The sequence below is a fragment of the Paracoccus angustae genome (assembly GCF_042648745.1).
GTDB lineage: Bacteria > Pseudomonadota > Alphaproteobacteria > Rhodobacterales > Rhodobacteraceae > Paracoccus > Paracoccus angustae.
Window position 1 is genome coordinate 209,256 of the sequence record NZ_JBHRXY010000002.1, and the last position, 17,538, is coordinate 226,793.

At 68.6% G+C, this 17,538-nt stretch carries 17 protein-coding genes; 9 read left to right on the plus strand and 8 right to left on the minus strand.

Annotated features, from left to right (window positions below):
* Positions 1-30: 30 nt before the first annotated feature.
* Positions 31-717 carry a response regulator transcription factor gene (locus ACFOM8_RS04105; protein ID WP_377759561.1) on the plus strand — a complete coding sequence of 229 codons (687 nt, stop codon included), beginning with the start codon at positions 31-33 and terminating at the stop codon, positions 715-717.
* A gap of 51 nt (positions 718-768) precedes the next feature.
* Here the strand turns inward: ACFOM8_RS04105 and ACFOM8_RS04110 are convergent, their stop codons facing one another.
* The 3 genes from ACFOM8_RS04110 to ACFOM8_RS04120 form a co-directional block, all read right to left on the minus strand.
* Entirely contained in the window at positions 769-1,197 is a 429-nt protein-coding gene (locus ACFOM8_RS04110) for a GFA family protein (RefSeq protein WP_377759563.1), read from the minus strand.
* Between the two features lie 192 nt (positions 1,198-1,389).
* Positions 1,390-2,364, minus strand: coding sequence for a glutathione S-transferase family protein (locus tag ACFOM8_RS04115; RefSeq protein WP_377759565.1), 975 nt, complete (start codon positions 2,362-2,364; stop codon positions 1,390-1,392).
* Between the two features lie 52 nt (positions 2,365-2,416).
* Positions 2,417-3,733, minus strand: coding sequence for an MFS transporter (locus ACFOM8_RS04120; RefSeq protein WP_377759567.1), 1,317 nt, complete (start codon positions 3,731-3,733; stop codon positions 2,417-2,419).
* A 150-nt stretch (positions 3,734-3,883) separates the two neighbouring features.
* Here ACFOM8_RS04120 and ACFOM8_RS04125 point away from each other — a divergent pair, with 150 nt between their 5' ends.
* From ACFOM8_RS04125 to ACFOM8_RS04145, 5 genes are all read left to right on the plus strand, one after another.
* Entirely contained in the window at positions 3,884-4,669 is a 786-nt protein-coding gene (locus ACFOM8_RS04125) for an exodeoxyribonuclease III (protein ID WP_377759569.1), read from the plus strand.
* 213 nt (positions 4,670-4,882) lie between these two features.
* Complete coding sequence (gene trxA / locus ACFOM8_RS04130) at positions 4,883-5,791, plus strand: thioredoxin (RefSeq protein WP_377760063.1); 909 nt, start codon at positions 4,883-4,885, stop codon at positions 5,789-5,791.
* A gap of 3 nt (positions 5,792-5,794) precedes the next feature.
* The gene (locus ACFOM8_RS04135) at positions 5,795-6,433 is read left to right on the plus strand and encodes an LON peptidase substrate-binding domain-containing protein (RefSeq protein WP_377759571.1); all 639 of its coding nucleotides are present in this window, start codon (positions 5,795-5,797) and stop codon (positions 6,431-6,433) included.
* Positions 6,430-6,639 (plus strand): Trm112 family protein, encoded by a 210-nt coding sequence (locus tag ACFOM8_RS04140; RefSeq protein ID WP_377759573.1) that lies wholly within the window; start codon positions 6,430-6,432, stop codon positions 6,637-6,639. Before ACFOM8_RS04135 ends, ACFOM8_RS04140 begins: the two co-directional genes overlap by 4 nt.
* A complete protein-coding gene (locus tag ACFOM8_RS04145) occupies positions 6,639-7,307 on the plus strand; it encodes a rhomboid family intramembrane serine protease (protein ID WP_377759575.1) in 669 nt (222 codons plus the stop codon). The genes ACFOM8_RS04140 and ACFOM8_RS04145 overlap by 1 nt, the downstream gene beginning before the upstream one ends.
* Here the strand turns inward: ACFOM8_RS04145 and ACFOM8_RS04150 are convergent.
* The gene (locus ACFOM8_RS04150) at positions 7,296-7,964 is read right to left on the minus strand and encodes a DUF2268 domain-containing putative Zn-dependent protease (protein ID WP_377759577.1); all 669 of its coding nucleotides are present in this window, start codon (positions 7,962-7,964) and stop codon (positions 7,296-7,298) included. The two genes, ACFOM8_RS04145 and ACFOM8_RS04150, sit on opposite strands and share 12 nt — an antisense overlap.
* Positions 7,965-8,428: 464 nt before the next feature.
* Here ACFOM8_RS04150 and ACFOM8_RS04155 point away from each other — a divergent pair, with 464 nt between their 5' ends.
* Complete coding sequence (locus tag ACFOM8_RS04155; protein WP_377759579.1) at positions 8,429-8,716, plus strand: hypothetical protein; 288 nt, start codon at positions 8,429-8,431, stop codon at positions 8,714-8,716.
* A gap of 244 nt (positions 8,717-8,960) precedes the next feature.
* Here ACFOM8_RS04155 and ACFOM8_RS04160 read toward each other — a convergent pair whose 3' ends face one another.
* From ACFOM8_RS04160 to ACFOM8_RS04175, 4 genes are all read right to left on the minus strand, one after another.
* Positions 8,961-11,552: a DNA translocase FtsK gene (locus ACFOM8_RS04160; RefSeq protein WP_377759580.1), complete on the minus strand. Its 2,592-nt coding sequence runs from the start codon at positions 11,550-11,552 to the stop codon at positions 8,961-8,963.
* Between the two features lie 6 nt (positions 11,553-11,558).
* Positions 11,559-12,767, minus strand: a complete 1,209-nt coding sequence (locus ACFOM8_RS04165) for an aminotransferase class I/II-fold pyridoxal phosphate-dependent enzyme (RefSeq protein ID WP_377759582.1) — start codon at positions 12,765-12,767, stop codon at positions 11,559-11,561.
* Positions 12,768-12,934: 167 nt separating this feature from the next.
* On the minus strand, positions 12,935-14,269 hold the full coding sequence (locus ACFOM8_RS04170) for an amidase (protein ID WP_377759584.1): 1,335 nt from the start codon (positions 14,267-14,269) through the stop codon (positions 12,935-12,937).
* Between the two features lie 2 nt (positions 14,270-14,271).
* Positions 14,272-14,463 (minus strand): DUF1674 domain-containing protein, encoded by a 192-nt coding sequence (locus ACFOM8_RS04175; RefSeq protein WP_377759586.1) that lies wholly within the window; start codon positions 14,461-14,463, stop codon positions 14,272-14,274.
* A 92-nt stretch (positions 14,464-14,555) separates the two neighbouring features.
* Here ACFOM8_RS04175 and ACFOM8_RS04180 point away from each other — a divergent pair, with 92 nt between their 5' ends.
* Together ACFOM8_RS04180 and purH are read left to right on the plus strand one after the other, a co-directional pair.
* Positions 14,556-15,788 (plus strand): RsmB/NOP family class I SAM-dependent RNA methyltransferase, encoded by a 1,233-nt coding sequence (locus tag ACFOM8_RS04180; protein WP_377760065.1) that lies wholly within the window; start codon positions 14,556-14,558, stop codon positions 15,786-15,788.
* Positions 15,789-15,913: 125 nt separating this feature from the next.
* Positions 15,914-17,503, plus strand: coding sequence for a bifunctional phosphoribosylaminoimidazolecarboxamide formyltransferase/IMP cyclohydrolase (purH, locus tag ACFOM8_RS04185; RefSeq protein WP_377759588.1), 1,590 nt, complete (start codon positions 15,914-15,916; stop codon positions 17,501-17,503).
* Positions 17,504-17,538 lie beyond the last annotated feature (35 nt).

Sequence of the window (17,538 nt, forward strand, 5' to 3'; positions counted from 1 at the left end):
CTGATCGCGCAACAAGCGAAGGGAGGCAACATGCCCGGACTGAAAAAGATCCTGCTGGTCGACGACGAGGAAGACCTGCGCGAGGCCTTGGCCGAACAGCTGATCGCCACCGACGAATTCGACGTGACCGAGGCGGGCACCGGCGCGGGCGCCGTGGACGCGGCCAAGGGCGCCATCTTCGACCTGGTGATCCTGGACGTGGGCCTGCCCGACACCGACGGGCGCGAGCTGTGCAAGAAGCTGCGCAAGCTGAACGTGAAATGCCCCATCGTCATGCTGACCGGCCACGACACCGACGCCGACACCATTCTGGGGCTGGACGCGGGCGCGAACGACTACATCACCAAGCCGTTCAAGTTCCCGGTCCTGCTGGCCCGCCTGCGCGCGCAACTGCGCACCCATGAACAGTCCGAGGACGCGATCTTCCAGCTTGGGCCTTATACCTTCAAGCCCGCGATGAAGATGCTGATCGACACGAAGGACCGCAAGATCCGCCTGACCGAGAAGGAAACCAACATCCTCAAGTTCCTGTACCGCGCGCAGGACGGCGTGGTCGCACGCGACGTGCTGCTGCACGAGGTCTGGGGCTACAACGCGGGCGTGACCACGCACACGCTGGAAACCCACATTTATCGCCTGCGCCAAAAGATCGAGCCCGATCCCAGCAATGCCAGGCTGCTGGTGACGGAATCGGGCGGGTATCGGCTGGTGGCGTGACGGAAAGGCCCGGCGATTGCGCCGGGCCTTTTAGTGGACAGATACCCACCCTTACGGCGCAGGCTCGAAGCGCAGCACGCCTGCCGGACACGGACCGGAACTCGTGTCCGACGGATGCGTAACGCCGTCCAGAACCGGCACCTCGGCGAAATCGAAGGGACTGATACCCTCGAGACAGGCCACATTGATGCCGAACTCCCGGGGGTTTGAACGCCTTTGGTGATGGGTGTAGATCCCGCAAGTCCTGCAAAAGTAGTGCTTCGCCGTGCCGGTGTTGAACTGATAAAGCGTAAGGTTATCCTCGCCGGCCAGGAACTGGATGTCTCCCAGCCTTGCCGAAACGGCAATCGCCCCGCGCATCCGGCAATAGGAACAGGTACAGCGGCGGATGGTGTTGAAGCCGTCCGCCAGATGGACCTGGAACCTGACCATGCCGCAGTGGCAAGCCGCGTTGAGCTTTCCGTCCTCGCTTGTCGCCATCAAAGCCTCCTGGTTTTCTTGCACCAGTCTGCAAGGGAATGTGTCGCCCGGCAACGCCTGTGCGCTCCGAGCGGAACCCGGCCGGGAAGCAGGCGTTGTAAGCACGAAGCCCAGTGGTCGGCGGATGCGGCCACGTCTCTCCCTCCCTTTCCCTGATGCCCCGGCGTTTTCCCGCGCCGGGGCTTCCTGTTGTCACCCCCGGCCATGCGGCGCGGTCCAGTCGATGTCCGGGCCGATGGGAATGATCCGGTGCGGGTTCACCATGTCGTGGCTAAAGTAGTAATGCCGCATGAAATGGTCGGGCCGCACCGTCTCGGCCACGCCGGGCACCTGATACAGTTCCCGCGCCCATCCCCACAGGTTCGGGTAATCCACGATCCGCCGCCGGTTGCACTTGAAATGCGTATGATAAACCGCATCGAAGCGGGCAATGGTGGTGAACAGGCGCCAGTCGGCCTCGGTGATGCGCTCGCCGGCCAGATAGCGGTTCTGGGCCAGGATGCCCTCGATCCAGTCCAGGCTGTCGAACAGCGGATGGACGGCCTTGTCATAGGCGTCCTGGCTGGTGGCGAAGCCCGCCTTGTAGACGCCGTTGTTCACCGTGTCGTAGATGCGGTCGTTCAGATGCCCGATCGCGTCGCGGAGTTCCCCGGGCCAGTAGTCGTCGCTGTTGCCCGTCACCCCGTCGAAGGCCCCGTTGAACATGCGGATGATGTCGGCGCTTTCGTTGGACACGATCCGGTCCCCGTCGCGGTCCCACAGCACCGGCACCGTCACCCGCCCCGAGGCCTTGGGATCGGCGCGCAGATACAGCTTGTAGAGATAAGGCTCGCCGAACAGCCGGTCGCCCGTCGCGCCGTCGAAGTCAGTGCGGAACTCCCACCCGTTCCACAGCATGTCGGGATGGACGACGGAAACGTCGATGTGATCCGCCAGCCCCTTCAGCGCCCGGAAGATCAGCGTCCGGTGCGCCCAGGGGCAGGCGTATGACACATACAGGTGGTATCGCCCGCTTTCCGCCTTGAAGCCGCCCTCGCCCGTGGGGCCGGGGCTGCCGTCGGCGGTCACCCAGTTGCGGTGCTTGGCGGTGTCGCGGACGAACTCTCCGCCGCTCGATCCGGTGTCGTACCATTCGTCCTTCCAGACGCCCTCGACCAGTTGGCCCATGCCTTTGTCCTCCTGTGACCGACAGGGCAACGGACCGCGCGGGCCTGCGGTTTCAGGCGATGGCCTGATCGCGCGTCTCGGTCCTGACCAGCAGCAGCGCCAAGGCCCCCAGCAGCAGCAGCGCGGCGAAGACGCCGATGGCAAAGCCGAAGCCCCGGGCGAAGACAAAGGCCAGCAGGCTGGGCGCCAGGATGCCGCCAAGCCGCGCCACCGCGCTGGCGGTGCCCATGCCGGTGCCGCGCAGGTGCGTGGGATAAAGTTCGGGCGTAAAGGCGTAAAGCGCGCCCCAGGTGCCCAGCAGCGCGAAACTCATCAGGATCAGCGCCCCCGCGACCATGGCGGTGCCGGCGGCCACCGTGAACAGCGCGCATCCGGCGGCGCTGAGCAGCAGAAAGCCCAGCAGCGTGGCGCGGCGGCCCACGGCCTCGACCCCCCATGCGGCCAGGGCATAGCCCGGCACCTGCGCAAGCGCCAGCACCACCAGGAATTCGTATCCGCGCACGAAGCCGAAGCCGTCGGTCGCAAGCTGGCCGGGCACCCAGACGAAGACGCCGTAATAGGACAGCGACACCAGGAACCACACCGCCAGCACGCCGACCGTCCGCGCCCGCAGCAGGTCCGAGAAGATCGAGGTCTCGGATCCCGTCGGAACCGCCGCCGGGACCAGTTCGGCATCCTGCGGCAGCGGCTGCATTCCGTTCGTCACCAGCACCTTGTCGATCACCGCCCTTGCGCCTGCTCCGTCCCCCTTGCGGATCAGGTACATGGGCGATTCCGGCACCCACAGCCGCAGGAAAATCCCGATCACCGCCGGGATCGCGGCCACCGCGAAGATCCACCGCCAGGGAGCCGCAGCCTCCTGGGCCACGGCGATCCAGGCCGTCAGCGCCACGACCACCGTGCCCACGGCCCAGAAGCCTTCCAGCCAGACCAGCCAGCGGCCCCGGTTCCGCGGCGGCAGGAATTCCGCCATCATCGCGTAATCCACCGGCAGCGTGCCGCCCACGGCCACGCCGGTCAGAAAGCGCAGCACCAGAAGCAGCGTGAAGTCCTGCGCGAACACCGACGCCAGTCCGAAGATCGCGTCCATTCCCACCGTCAGCACCAGGATGTTGCGCCGCCCGATCCGGTCCGCGATCCGGCCGAAGGCGAAGGCGCCCAGGAACATCCCCGCAAAGAACACCGTGCCGATCTGAAAGGCCGTCACCCGTTCGATCCCGAAGGTGGCGGCGACCGAGGGCGCGGCAAAGCCCACCGCGATCACCTGCATGGCGTCGGCGGCCCAGACCAGCCCGAAGATTCCCAGAAGCCGCCGCTGGAACCGTCCGGCCCCGCCGCGCGCCAAAGCCTCGTCCACCGTCAATCGCATTCTGTCCCCCTGGCTTGCCGGGGCATTGCTTAGCCGCAGTTTCCCCGATCACCAAGCAGCGATTGATGTTCCACGCTTTTTTCCTGCCGCCGCGTCAACTCGACTTTGGCCGCTCCCGCCGCTAGGGTCCGCGCCAAAGGAGCCTGCCGCATGTTCACCATCGCCACCTGGAACATCAACTCGGTCCGCCTGCGCGAGGGCCTGGTCGCCCGCTTGCTGCGCGAGGAGGCGCCGGACATCCTCTGCCTTCAGGAATGCAAGTCCCCGGTCGAGAAGATCCCCCTGGAGCAGTTCCGGGCGCTTGGCTACAACTGGATCGTGGCGCGCGGCCAAAAGGGCTACAACGGCGTGGCGATCCTGTCGCGCCTGCCGCTGGAAGATGCGGGCGACCGCGATTACGCGCGCCTTGGCCACGCCCGCCATGTCGCGGCCCGGCTGGAAAACGGCGTGACGATCCACAACATGTATGTGCCCGCGGGCGGCGAAATCCCCGACCGCACCGTGAACGAGAAGTTCGGCCAGAAGCTGGATTTCGTGGCCGAGATGCGCGACGTCTTTCACGCCGACAATCCGCGGAAGTCGATCCTGGTGGGCGACCTGAACATCGCCCCGCGCGAGGACGACGTGTGGTCCCACAAGCAGATGCTGAAGATCGTCAGCCACACCCCCGTCGAGGTCGATCATCTTCTGGCCGCCCAGGACGCGGGCAAATGGGTGGACGTGACGCGCCAGGACATCCCGGCGGGGCTGCTCTATTCCTGGTGGAGCTATCGCGCCAGGGATTGGGACGCCGCCGACAAGGGCCGCCGCCTGGACCACGTCTGGGCCAGCCCCGACATCGCCAATGCGGCGCATGCCAGCCGCATCCTGCGCCCCTGCCGAGGCTGGGACCAGCCCAGCGACCATGTGCCGGTGCTGGCATCCTTCGACCTTTGACGCCCATTCGTCTTCGCGCAGGTCTTTGCGGGGCTTCGAAGCGCCCTGGAAAAGGTCCGGCGGACCTTTTCCCGCGAAGAAGGGGCCGGCAGGCCCCAGGGGGGAGTGCGAAACCCCGGCCTTGCCGCCCCGAACAACCCTTCCCCTTCGGCGTTCCAACCCCCATATTGCCGCCAACCGTTCCGACCCGAACCATCTGGGGATCCCATGACCATGCTTTTCGACGGCGCGACCGACGCCCCCAAAACCGCCGATTTCATCAAGGACGTGACCGAGGCGACCTTCATGGCCGAGGTCGTGCAGGCCTCCATGGAGGTGCCGGTGATCGTCGATTTCTGGGCGCCCTGGTGCGGCCCCTGCAAGACCCTGGGACCGCAGCTTGAGGCCGAGGTCGCGCGCCACAAGGGCCGCGTCCGCATGGCCAAGGTCAATGTCGATGAAAACCAGATGATCGCCGCGCAACTGCGCGTGCAGTCGATCCCCACCGTTTACGCCTTTTTCCAGGGCCAGCCGGTCGATGCCTTCCAGGGCGCGGTTCCGCAAAGCCAGGTCAAGCAGTTCGTGGACAAGCTGGCCGCCCTGTCGGGCGACGACGGCGGGCTTGCCGAGGCCCTGGCCGCGGCCGAGCAGATGCTGGAGGAAGGCGCCTTCACGGACGCCGCCGAAACCTTTGCCGCCATCGCCGAGGAAGACCCCTCCAGCAACGACGCCTGGGCCGGCGTGGTCCGCGCCCATCTGGCGGCAGGCGATGCCGATGCCGCGCAGGCGGCGCTGGACCGGATCCCCGCCCCCGCCGCGACCAGCGCCCCGGTCGAGGCCGCGCGCGCCCGGCTGCACCTGGCCCGCCAGGCCGCCAAGGCCGGTCCGCTGGACGCCTTGCAGGCCCGGGTCGAGGCCGATCCCGACGACCAGCAAGCGCGGCTGGAATACGCCCAGGCCCTTCATGCCGCAGGCCAGGTGGCCGAAGCCATCGACATCCTTCTGGACAGCTTCCGCCGAGACCGCGACTGGAACGAAGGCGCGGCCAAGGCACAGCTTTTGACCATCTTCGACAGCCTCAAGCCCAACGACCCGCTGGTCCAGAAGGGCCGCCGCCGCCTGTCCTCGCTGATCTTCGCCTGATCCATGCTGTTCCGCTTCGATCTGCCCGCGCGCATCGCCCTGTTCCCCCTGCCCGGGGCGGTGCTGATGCCGCGCGCGCGGATCCCGCTGCACGTGTTCGAGCCGCGCTATCTGCAAATGCTCGACGACACGCTGAAGACCGACCACCGCCTGATCGGCCTGATCCAGCCCGAGGGTCAGAACGCTGACGGCGGACTGGCCGCCATTGGCTGCGCGGGCCGCGTGGTGGCCTTCTCGGAAACCGACGACGGGCGGCAGATGATCTCGCTGCGCGCCGTTTCGCGTTTCCGCCTGGCCGAGGTGAAGGACGGCTTCACCCCCTATCTGGTGGGCGAGGTGGACTGGTCCTCCTTCGGCCGCGACCTGAAGGGCCCCGAGGAGGATCCGGCGATGGACCGCGACGCGCTGTTCCCCCTCCTGCGCCGCTACATGGAGGCGCACGAGCTGTCCACCGACTGGGACGCCGCAGCCGAGGCCCAGGACGAGGCCCTGATCAATTCGCTGTCCATGGTGCTGCCCTTCTCGCCCGGCGACAAGCAGGCTCTGCTGGAAAGCCCGACCCTGGCGGATCGGCGCGAACTGCTGCAAGGGCTGATCGAATTCGCCCTGCATGGCGGCGACAACGAGGAACGACTGCAATGAGCCATCCCGACCACCCCGATGCCGGCCATCCCGGGTTCGACCGCCACATGCTCGAGGCGCTGGTCTGCCCCGTGACGCACGCGGCGCTGTCCTATGACGCCGCGCGGCAGGAACTGGTGTCGAAGGCCGCGGGGCTGGCCTTTCCGGTCCGCGCGGGGATTCCGATCATGCTGGTGGCCGAGGCCCGGCAGATCAAGGCGGATTGATGGTGGCCCCTTCGGACCCCTTTGTCGCCATCCGGGACGGGTTGCAGCCGCGCCTGCCCCTGTGGGTCAGGGGCGTGATCGTTCTGTGCTGCGCGATCCAGGGTCTGACGATCGCCGCCGACCTGTTGGGCTATCCCGTGGTCAGGCAGGCGGCCCTGATCTTCGGGGGCTTCTGGTCGCCGATCGTCTGGGCCGGGCACGGGGTCTTTCCCGGCCAGCTTCTGTCCATCTTCGTCACTTACGGCTTTCTGCATGGCGGGCTGCTGCACCTGGGCATGAACATGCTGTCGCTGGTGGCCTTGGCGCGGGAACTGAACCGCCTGATCGGCCCGCGCCGCATGGCGCTGGTTTATGCCGTCGCGCAGGTCGCCGCCGCCCTGCTGTTCGCGGCGATGACCCCCGACGGCGGGCCGATGATCGGCGCGTCGGGGGCGATCTTCGGGCTGGCGGGGGCGCTGATCGGCTTTGCCGCCGTGACCGGCTGGCGCCGCCGCCGTCCCCTGGGGCAGCTTTGGCGCGGCGTCGCGATGATGGTGGTGCTGAACGTGGCGCTGACCGTGCTGATGCCCTCGATCGCCTGGGAGGCGCATCTGGGCGGCACCCTGGCGGGCCTGGTCATGGGCGCGGCCATGGCCCTGACCCGCAGCCCGCGCTCCTCATTCTTCTGACGGCGTTTCCGCGCCTGCCTGCCCTTCCGCCGCGGCCAGGCGGCGCAGGGCCTGGCGGAACGGCTCGGCCGGAGCGGTTGCCAGCGAGGCGGCGGTAACGCCGGGATTTTGCGCAAGATGCTCGGCGACGATTTGGTGGCCCAGGCTGTGCCCGGTTCCCTTGCGCAGATCGCCCTTTCCGTTGAACCATCGGGCGTGGTCGTGATCGCGCCGCGCCCATTCGTTCATCGCCTGCCGCATCGCGCCCTGCGCAGGGCGGACGGCATCAAGGGCGTCCGGCTGCCCGCCCACGACCTGCAACACGAAATGTCCGGCCAGCCCCTCGCTGACCAGCGCCTCGCCCAGCGAACGGCCATAGCCCGGCCCGGTCCAGCGGACCAGATGCGCCGTCTGGCGGACCAGAACGCGGGCGTAGTGCGCGGGGTCGCAGCGGTCGGGGGTCACGGCGATCTCGATCACGCCGGGCGCGGGGCACTGGCCCTGGACCGCGCCATCGGCGGAACGGTCGGATTGCGGACGGACCACAAGATCGAAATCCGGCAGGTCGGCATGGTCCGACGCCCGCGCCACCGCTTCGCGGCTGGCGGCGCGCAGTTCCGACAGAACAGGCGTCAATTCCAGACGCGCGTTCAGAAAATGCAGGGTCCAGACGCTCATGACCGGCAACCTATACCGGAGCGCGGGCGGGCGCCAGCGCGGGCGCATGCACAAGATCATGGCGGATCGGCGAAGGCGTGCCAGGTTCGTTCCAGGGAACCGGCACGCAGGACCGCGGCGCGAGAGGTCACGGAAAGCCCGGAAAACGGGACGGAGGACATGATCATGCCCATGGACCTGGCGGACGACCCTGATCCTGATCCTGATCGCGATGGCCTTCGCCCTCACAGGCGCCCTCCGCCTGATCGCCTGGGCCTTTGCGCGACGGGGATCGAACCATTCGCGCCCGCCAGGCCCGTGGGCGAGATCTCAGGGCGTTTCTCGAAGCCAGCAGAACGCCTTTCCCCTTCCGCTTGTTGAGACCGAACAAGGAATTCGTCTACGCTTGCGGCCGGACGTCCCGCCAGCCGGGCGAGAAGCGGCCGGCGGATCCTGGAACATCACGCCAAGGAAGGAGGGTTATCATGAAAGCTGTCATCGCCATATTGCTCCTTTCCGCTCAAGGAGCATATGCCGCGTGGGATATCCGGCAATGCGCCGCGGATGTGAAAGACAGACACGGCATCAGAATCGAAGAAGCTATGAGGATTTGCGCCGGTTCCCAGGCAAAGCAAAGGGCACGGCGTCAGTGTGTCATCGAAAAGGTGAAAACCCAAGGCGTGACGCCAGAGACCGCTTTAAACATGTGCATGAACCGTTCGCAAAGATCGGATCAGTCGATCCAAGCTCCCCGGTTTGCCGTCATTCGATAAGCGGCAGTATCGTTCTTCAGGCAAAGCCGGGTCCATGGGCATTCCGGGCAGCCCATCGGCCGTGGCAGCAGCTTTCACGGTGCCCGGGCGAGCCTGCGGATCGGGGACCGGCGCTGATCCTGGGCGTGGACCGGCCGATGGAACATGATCCCCACGACGGCCTACATCTCCGGCGGCCCACATCTCCGGCGGCCCACATCGCCCGCGGCCGTCATCGCCCCCGATCTTTGCAAGGTCCGAAGGCTCACACCTCCGGCACCAGCACCTCGCGCTTGCCGACGTGGTTCGCCGCCGAGACCACCCCCTGCTCCTCCATCTGCTCGACCAGGCGGGCGGCCTTGTTGTAGCCGATGGCGAGCTTGCGCTGGATATAGCTGGTGGAACACTTGCGGTCCTTGGCGACGATCATCACCGCCTGGTCGTAAAGCGCATCGTCCCCGCCGTCGCCGCCCAGGCCCAGCACCGCGTCGATGTCGGAAGCCACCTCGTCCTCGGGGCCCTCGACCACGCCCGACTTGTAGGACGGCGGGCCGAAGGACTTCAGGTGCGTCACGACCTCCTCGACCTCCTCGTCGCTGACGAAGGGGCCGTGGATGCGGGTGATCCGCGCGCCGTTGCCCATGTAGAGCATGTCGCCCTGGCCCAGAAGCTGCTCGGCCCCTTGTTCGCCCAGGATAGTGCGCGAGTCGATCTTGGAGGTGACCTGGAAGGAAATCCGGGTCGGGAAGTTCGCCTTGATCGTGCCGGTGATCACATCGACCGAAGGCCGCTGCGTCGCCATGATCAGGTGGATGCCGGACGCCCGCGCCATCTGCGCAAGCCGCTGGATGCAGGCCTCGATCTCTTTTCCCGCAACCATCATCAGGTCGGCCATCTCGTCCACGATCACGACGATATAGGGGAAGGTCTCGGGCTTGAACTCCTCGGTTTCGAAGACCGGCTCGCCGGTGTCCTCGTCAAAGCCGGTCTGGACGGTGCGCTTGAACATCTCGTTCTTGGACAGGGCCTCGCGGACGCGGGTGTTGTAGCCCTCGATGTTGCGCACGCCCATCTTGGACATGCGGCGATACCGTTCCTCCATCTCGCCCACGACCCATTTCAGCGCCACCACGGCCTTTTTCGGGTCGGTGACGACGGGGGACAGCAGGTGCGGGATGCCGTCATAAACCGACAGTTCCAGCATCTTGGGATCGATCATGATCAGCCGGCATTCGTCGGGCGTCAGCTTGTACAGCAGCGACAGGATCATGGTGTTGATCGCGACCGACTTGCCGGACCCGGTTGTCCCGGCGATCAGCAGGTGGGGCATCTTGGCCAGGTTGGCCACCACCGGATCGCCGCCGATGTCCTTGCCCAAGGCCAGCGGCAAGGGCTGCGTGCCGTCGCCAAAGGCGCGGGACGCCAGGATCTCGCGCAGCAGCACCTTTTCGCGCCGCGCGTTCGGCAGCTCGATCCCGATCACGGTGCGGCCCGGCACGGTGCTGACGCGCGCCGACAGGGCCGACATGGACCGGGCGATGTCGTCCGACAGCCCGATCACGCGGCTGGCCTTCAGGCCCGGCGCGGGTTCCAGTTCGTAAAGCGTGACAACCGGGCCGGGACGGACCTCGGTGATCTGGCCCTTGACGCCATAGTCGTCCAGCACCGCTTCCAGCATCCGGGCGTTTTCCATCAGGACTTCCTCGGAGACCACCGCCTGGTCGCCCGCCGAGGGCGCGGTCAGCAGGTCCAGCGGCGGACGCTCGTAGGTGTCGAGCACGTCCTCGAAGGTCAGGTCCGGCCCGGCTCCCTCGCGCGCCGGGCGCGCGGGGGCGGGCTTCTTCACCGGCGGCATGGCGGCGCGCGGCGCGGTCGCGGGGGCGGCATCGGCCGGGGCCGGGGCCGATGCCGCCTCGCGGTCGTTTTCGCGCGTCAGGCGCGCCGCGACGACCGCCAGGACCGAGGGCTTGGCCCCCCGGGTGCGGATCGCGTCGCTGATGCGCCCGCTGACCTCCTCGGCCGAGGGCGCGTCGCCGTCGTAATCGGCGTCGCGCTCGATCAGTTCCGGCTCGGGCAGGTCTTCCTCCAGCTCGAAGGCGGGGGCGGCGGGCTTGCGGCGCGCGATGGTGGGCGCGCGCGGCGCCCGGTCCGGCGCGGCCTTGTTCTCGCGCCGCGCGGCCAGCCGATCCCTGATCCCGGCCGAGGCCGCCGCCCCTTGCCCGGCCGCCCGCACCGTCAGGTCAAGGGCGGTCAGCAGTCCGGTCACGAAGCGCCGCCAGAAGACGCGCAGCTCGGACCTTTCGAAGCCCAGAACGAAGGCCGCCATCGCCAGAACGCCCGCGGCGGCCAGCAGCCCGGCCAGGCGGATGCCGATCTGCGCCTTGACCGGCAGCAGGTTCAGCGTCGCGCCCATGATCATGTCGCCGAAATGCCCGCCCAGGCCATAGGATTGCTCCCATCCCGCGCCCGGCACCAGCGTGCTGCAATAAACCGAGGCCAGCGCCACCGCGATGGGCGTGAACAGCCCGCGCATGAACCGCTCCTCGCCCCGGTGCAGCATGAAGCGCAGGCCCCAGACACAGGCGGCAACGACCAGCATCCAGGATCCGTAGCCCGCGATCATCATCAGGGGCGAGGCGACATAAGCGCCGAAACTGCCAAGCGCGTTCTGCGCGGGTTCGTCGGTGGCGGACAGAAAGCTGGGATCCTCGGCCGACCAGCTGCCCAGCATCATGGCGATCACGATGCCCAGAACGATCAGAACCGCGCCCAGCAGCTCCTTGCCGCGCCGTTCCAGCGCCGCTTGGGTGGATTGGTCGAACAGCGGATCGCGGTGTTTTGCCTGCCAGCTTGCCATCGTCCCCTAGTCCTTCCCGCCGTTCGTTCCATCATACAGCACCGCGCGCAGCCGTTGCAGCGCCGGTTCCGTTTGTTCCGCGTCGGCCACCAAGGCCACGCGGATAAAGCCCTTGCCGGGATTGAGGCCGTCCACCTCTCGGGACAGATAGGCCCCCGGCAGCACCTGGATCCCCGCCTGCGCCCACAGGATCTTGGCGGCTTCCTCGCCATCCGGCACCGGCAGCCACAGGAAGAACCCGCCCTGGATCGGACGGTATCCGGGCACGTTGCCCAGCACCCGGTCGGCGATCGCGTATTTTCGTTGATACAGCGCGCGGCTGGCCGCCACATGCGCCTCGTCCCGCCAGGCGGCCTCGCTGACGGCCTGGGCGGGCAGCGGCAAGGGCGCCCCGGCATAGGCCCGCAGGCGGCGAATCAGGGCAATGCTTGCGGCGCTTCCCGCGACGAAGCCCGACCGCAGGCCGGGCAGGTTCGACCGCTTGGACAGCGAGTTGAAGATCACCACCCGGTCGGCCAGCCCCATCGCCGTCGCCACCGCCAGCGCGCCCGGCGGGGGGGCGTCACGCCAGATCTCGGAATAGCATTCGTCGGCAAAGACCAGGAAATCGTGCCGGTCCGCCAGGGCGATCAGGCATTCCAGATAATCCCGGTCCGCGATGGCCCCCTGCGGGTTGGCCGGCGAGCAGAGATAGGCGATGGCCGTCCGGTCCAGCACGGCCGGCGGCAGGGCGGCGTAATCGGGCAGGTTGCCGGTGTCGGGGGTGGCGGGCACGAAGACGGGCTCGGCCTGCACGGCCGCGGCGGCCACGGCATAGACCTGATAAAAGGGATTCGGGATCAGGATCGCGGGCCGCGCGCCGTTCTTGCGTTCCGGGCACAGCGCCAGCGCCGCGTTGAACAGCCCCTCTCGCGTGCCGTTCAGCGCCATGATGCGGTCAGGCGCCACGTCCAGACCATAGCGCGACCCCAGCCAGGCACCGATGGCCGACAACAGGCCCGGCGTGCCGTCGTTGGGCGGGTATTTCCCGAACCCCCCGATGCTGCCGGCCATCACGTCGGCCACGAATCCGGGCATGGCATGGCGCGGCTCGCCGATGGTCAGCACCGTCGGAGCCTCGCCGTCTTTCAAGCCCGGCTCGATGCCGGACAACAGCGCCCGCAAACGCGGGAACGCGTAGTCCGGCAGGTTCGAGAACCGCTCGGGGATCGCCATTCTGCCTCTCTTTCAGGGTCTTCGGCCCCGTTTATCACTGGAAACACTAGCGTGATCGCGCCCTTGCGTCCAGCGAAAGCCGGGCAGGAGGCCTTTCATCTTCGCGCAAACATCCTCGGGGATGGGTCCCGAAGGGACGGGGGGCAGACAGCCCCCTTCTTGCCGCCCTAACCCACCGCCAGCGCAGTCTCGATCCCTGCCGCGACATGCAGCAGATGCCCGTCCCGCCCCGCATGGCCCATCACCGAAAGCCCGCAGGCGGGGTGCCCGGTGGACAGCGTGCAGACCGGCAGCCCCAGCAGGTTGCCGATGCGGGTGTTGCGCAGGGTCAGGAGGTTCGCGCGGGCGAATTCGGCCCCGTCCGCCATCAGACGCGCGGCATCGGGCGGCAGGATCGGCACGGTAGGCAGCAGGATCGCGTCATGGCCCGAGGCCACCTCCTTGATCCACTTGCGCCGGATCCGCACCAGGCTTTCCCAGGCGGCGACGTAATCGGGGGCGCTGACATCGGCCCCGCCGCGGAAGCGGTCCAGGATCGGCTGCCACATCAGTTCCGGCGCATCCTCGATCTGCGCGCGCCAGATGCCATAGGCCTCGGGCGCGAACAGCGCGGGCGACAGCGGCATGGCCTTGGCCACCCAGTCCGAGGACAGCCGGGTGATCTGCGCGCCCGCCCGGGCCAGCCGGTCCACCGCATCCTCGAAGGCGGCGACGGGGCCTTCCTCGGCGTCCTCGAAGGGCAGGCCCTCCAGCACCATCAGGCGGCGCCCGGCGATGTCCGCGCCGGTCAGGTCGGCCGCCTTCGTTGCGGCCATCAGCGCGAACAGCTCGGCGCAGTCCTCGACCGTGCGGGCGATGGGGCCCACCACGTCGAACTTGCGGCACAAGGGCACCACGCCCTTTTCGGGCAGCGAATCATGCGTCGGCTTGAAGCCCACAAGGCCGTTCCAGGCCGCGGGCACCCGGATTGAGCCGCCCGTATCCGTTCCGATCGCCGCCGCCGCCAGACCCAGGGCCACCGACACCGCCGCCCCCGACGACGATCCGCCCGGCGCAAGGTCGGGGTCCAGGGCGTTCGGCGGCGTGGCCGTCCGGGGATTCAGCCCCAGGCCGGAAAAGGCCAGCTCCGTCATGTGGGTCTTGCCCAGGCAGATCGCGCCCTGGCGCGCGGCGCGGGCCAGCACAATGGCGTCCTTGCGCGGCACGCGGCCTTCCAGCAGCCTCGATCCGGCTTCCGTCACGGTGCCGCCGCTGTCGATGTTGTCCTTCCAGCTGATCGGCACCCCGTCCAGCAGCCCGCGGCGCTGTTCCAGCTTGGCCCGGTCATGGGCGGCCACGGCCTCGGACCGGGCGCGCGTCGCCGTGACGCGGGCATAGATGCGCTCGGCGTCGGGATGGGCCTTGACGGCGGCCAGATAGGCCTCGGTCTGGTCGATGGGATCCAGAAGCCCCGCCATGATCGCGCGCCCCTGCTGGGCCGCCGAGGCGCGCAGCCAGTCCATGCTCAGAAATCCACCGCGAGGCCGTTCTTTTCGTAATCGCCGAAGCGGACGGGTTCCGGCCCGTCGCGGCCGCCGTATTCCGGGGGCAAGGGCTGCGCGGCAGCGGCGGCCTTGCGGCGTTCGGCGGCCTCGGCCAGGGCGCGGATCGCCTCGGGCGGCAGGTCGGCCCGGTTGTCGTGCGAAAGCTCGCTCATGGAAACATCCTTCAACAAGGCGTATGGATCGCCATCAGTCTTTCAACAAGACATAGGCAAAGGAAAGCGGTTTGGCAAAGCAGGGCGTGGATATGGCTCGGTCGGGGGCATTGCGCCTGCTGGCGGGGGTGCGGGACGGGCTGTCGCTGGCGGACCAGGCGGGCGCGCTGAAGGGCCTGGCGCCCGCCGACCAGGCCCGCGCCGGGCGGCTTGCGGCCGCAGTCCTGCGCCACCGGTCGCGCGCCGACGCGGTGATCGCCGCCCATGTCAGCCGCAAGCCCGCCCCGCAGGTCGCCGACGTGCTGCGGCTGGCGGTGGTCGAGATGCTGGAACTGGGCGGCGCCGCGCACGGCGTCGTCGATGCGGCGGTGACGCTGACGCGCGGGCTCGGCCACAAGGGCCAGGCGGCGGCGGGCATGGTGAACGCCGTGCTGCGCAAGGCGGCGGGCCATGGCGGATGGCGCGACCTGCCCCCGCAGCCGATGCCGGGCTGGCTGCGAGAGCCCGTCGCCGCCGCTCATGGCGAAGCCGTGTCCCTGGCCATCGAGGCCGCGCATGGGGCAGGCGCCCCGCTGGACCTGACGCCGAAGCCGGGCGTGTCGGTCGAAGGCGCCGAGCCGCTGCCGACCGGATCCCTGCGCATTCACGGCCCCGTGCAGGTCTCGGCCCTGCCGGGATACGACCAGGGCGGCTGGTGGGTCCAGGATGCCGCCGCCGCCCTGCCCGCCCGCCTGCTGGATCCCCAGCCGGGCGAGCGAATCGCCGATCTTTGCGCCGCGCCCGGCGGCAAGACGCTGCAACTGGCGGCGGCAGGCGCCCGGGTGACGGCGGTGGACATCAGCCCCGCCCGCCTCCGCCGCGTGGCCGATAACCTGAGCCGCTGCGCCTTGTCGGCCGAACTGGTCGCGGCGGACGCGCTCGACTGGCGCCCCGATGCGATCCCGGACGCAGTCCTGCTCGACGCGCCCTGCTCGGCCACCGGCACGATCCGGCGCCACCCCGATCTGCCTTTCCTGCGCGACGGATCGGGCATCCCGGCGCTGGTGGACCTCCAGGCCCGCCTGATCGACCACGCCCTGTCCCTGATCCCGCCGGGCGGACGGATGGTCTATGCCGTCTGCTCGCTTCTGCCCGACGAAGGCGAGGCGCAGGTCGCCGCCGCCCTGGCCCGCCATCCGGGACTCGCAGTCGAGCAACCGTCCCTGCCCGGCACCGATCCCTCCTGGATCACCCCCGAGGGCGGCCTGCGCACGCGGCCCGACCATTGGCCGGACCGGGGCGGCATGGACGGCTTCTTCATGGCGCGGCTGCGCAAGCCGGGCTGACCGGCTCCTGCTGCGGACTTGAAGTATCCTCGGGGGGTCCGGGGGGCGAAGCGCCCCCGGGCGGCGCCACTGGACCTTTGGCCTCCATGGCGCTAAGCCACCGCCGAACCAGATGCGAGGCCCCCATGTCCCGTCCCGTGCCGATCCGACGCGCGCTGATTTCCGTTTCCGACAAGACCGGGCTGATCGACTTCGCCCGCAAGCTGGACGCGCGGGGGATCGAGATCCTGTCCACCGGCGGCAGCGCGAAATCACTGCGCGACGCGGGACTGACAGTTGTGGACGTGGCCGACGCGACGGGCTTCCCCGAGATGATGGACGGCCGCGTCAAGACGCTGCACCCGGCGGTCCACGGCGGCCTGCTGGCGCTGCGCGACAACGCCGAACACCTGGCCGCGATGGAGGCCCACGGCATCGGGCCGATCGACCTGCTGGTGGTGAACCTTTACCCCTTCGAGGAAACGGTCGCAAAGGGCGCCGCTTACGACGACTGCATCGAGAACATCGACATCGGCGGCCCGGCCATGATCCGCGCCGCGGCCAAGAACCACGGCTTCGTCACCGTGATCGTGGATGTGCACGACTACGACGCCCTGCTGGCCGAACTGGACGCCAACAACGACCGCACCACGCTGGCCTTCCGCCAGCGCCAGGCGCAGATCGCCTATGCGCGCACCGCCGCCTATGACGCCGCCGTCAGCACCTGGCTTGCCGGCGCCATCGGCGAGGAAACGCCCCGCCGCCGCGCCTTCGCGGGAACGCTGGCGCAGCCCCTGCGCTATGGCGAGAACCCGCACCAGCAAGCGGCCTTCTATGTCACGGGCGACAACCGCCCCGGCGTGGCGACCGCGAAGCAGTGGCAGGGCAAGGAACTGTCCTACAACAACATCAACGACACCGACGCGGCATTTGAGCTGGTCGCGGAATTCGACCCGGCCCAGGGCCCGGCCTGCGCGATCATCAAGCACGCCAATCCCTGCGGCGTGGCGCGGGGCGATTCGGCGCTGGATGCCTACAAGCGGGCCTTCGACTGCGACCGGACCTCGGCCTTCGGCGGCATCGTCGCGCTGAACCAGACGCTTGACGGGGCGACAGCGGAGGAGATCGCGAAGATCTTCACCGAAGTGGTCATTGCGCCGGACGCCGACGAGGACGCGAAACGCGTCTTCGCCGCCAAAAAGAACCTGCGCCTGCTGACCGCCGGCGGGCTGCCCGATCCGCGCGCCGGCGGGCTGGCCTTCCGCCAGGTGGCGGGCGGGTTCCTGGTGCAGGGGCGCGACAACGGCCATGTCGGGCTGTCCGACCTGAAGGTCGTCAGCGGCCGCCAGCCTTCCGGCGGCGAACTGAACGACATGCTGTTCGCCTGGACCGTCGCCAAGCACGTGAAATCCAACGCCATCGTTTATGCCAAGGACATGGCCACCGTGGGCATCGGCGCGGGCCAGATGAGCCGCGTGGACAGCACCCGCATCGGCCGCCGCAAATCCGAGGACATGGCCGAGGCGCTTGGCCTTGCACAGCCGCTGACGGTCGGCGCGGTTGTCGCGTCCGACGCCTTTTTTCCCTTTGCCGACGGGATCGAGGCCCTGGCGGAAGCCGGCGCCCGCGCCGTGATCCAGCCCGGCGGGTCCATGCGCGACGACGAGGTGATCGCCGCGGCGGACCGCCTGGGTCTGGCGATGGTCTTCACCGGCCAGCGGCATTTCCGGCACTGATGCAGCACGAACTTCCCCTTGATCCGACGCCCCCG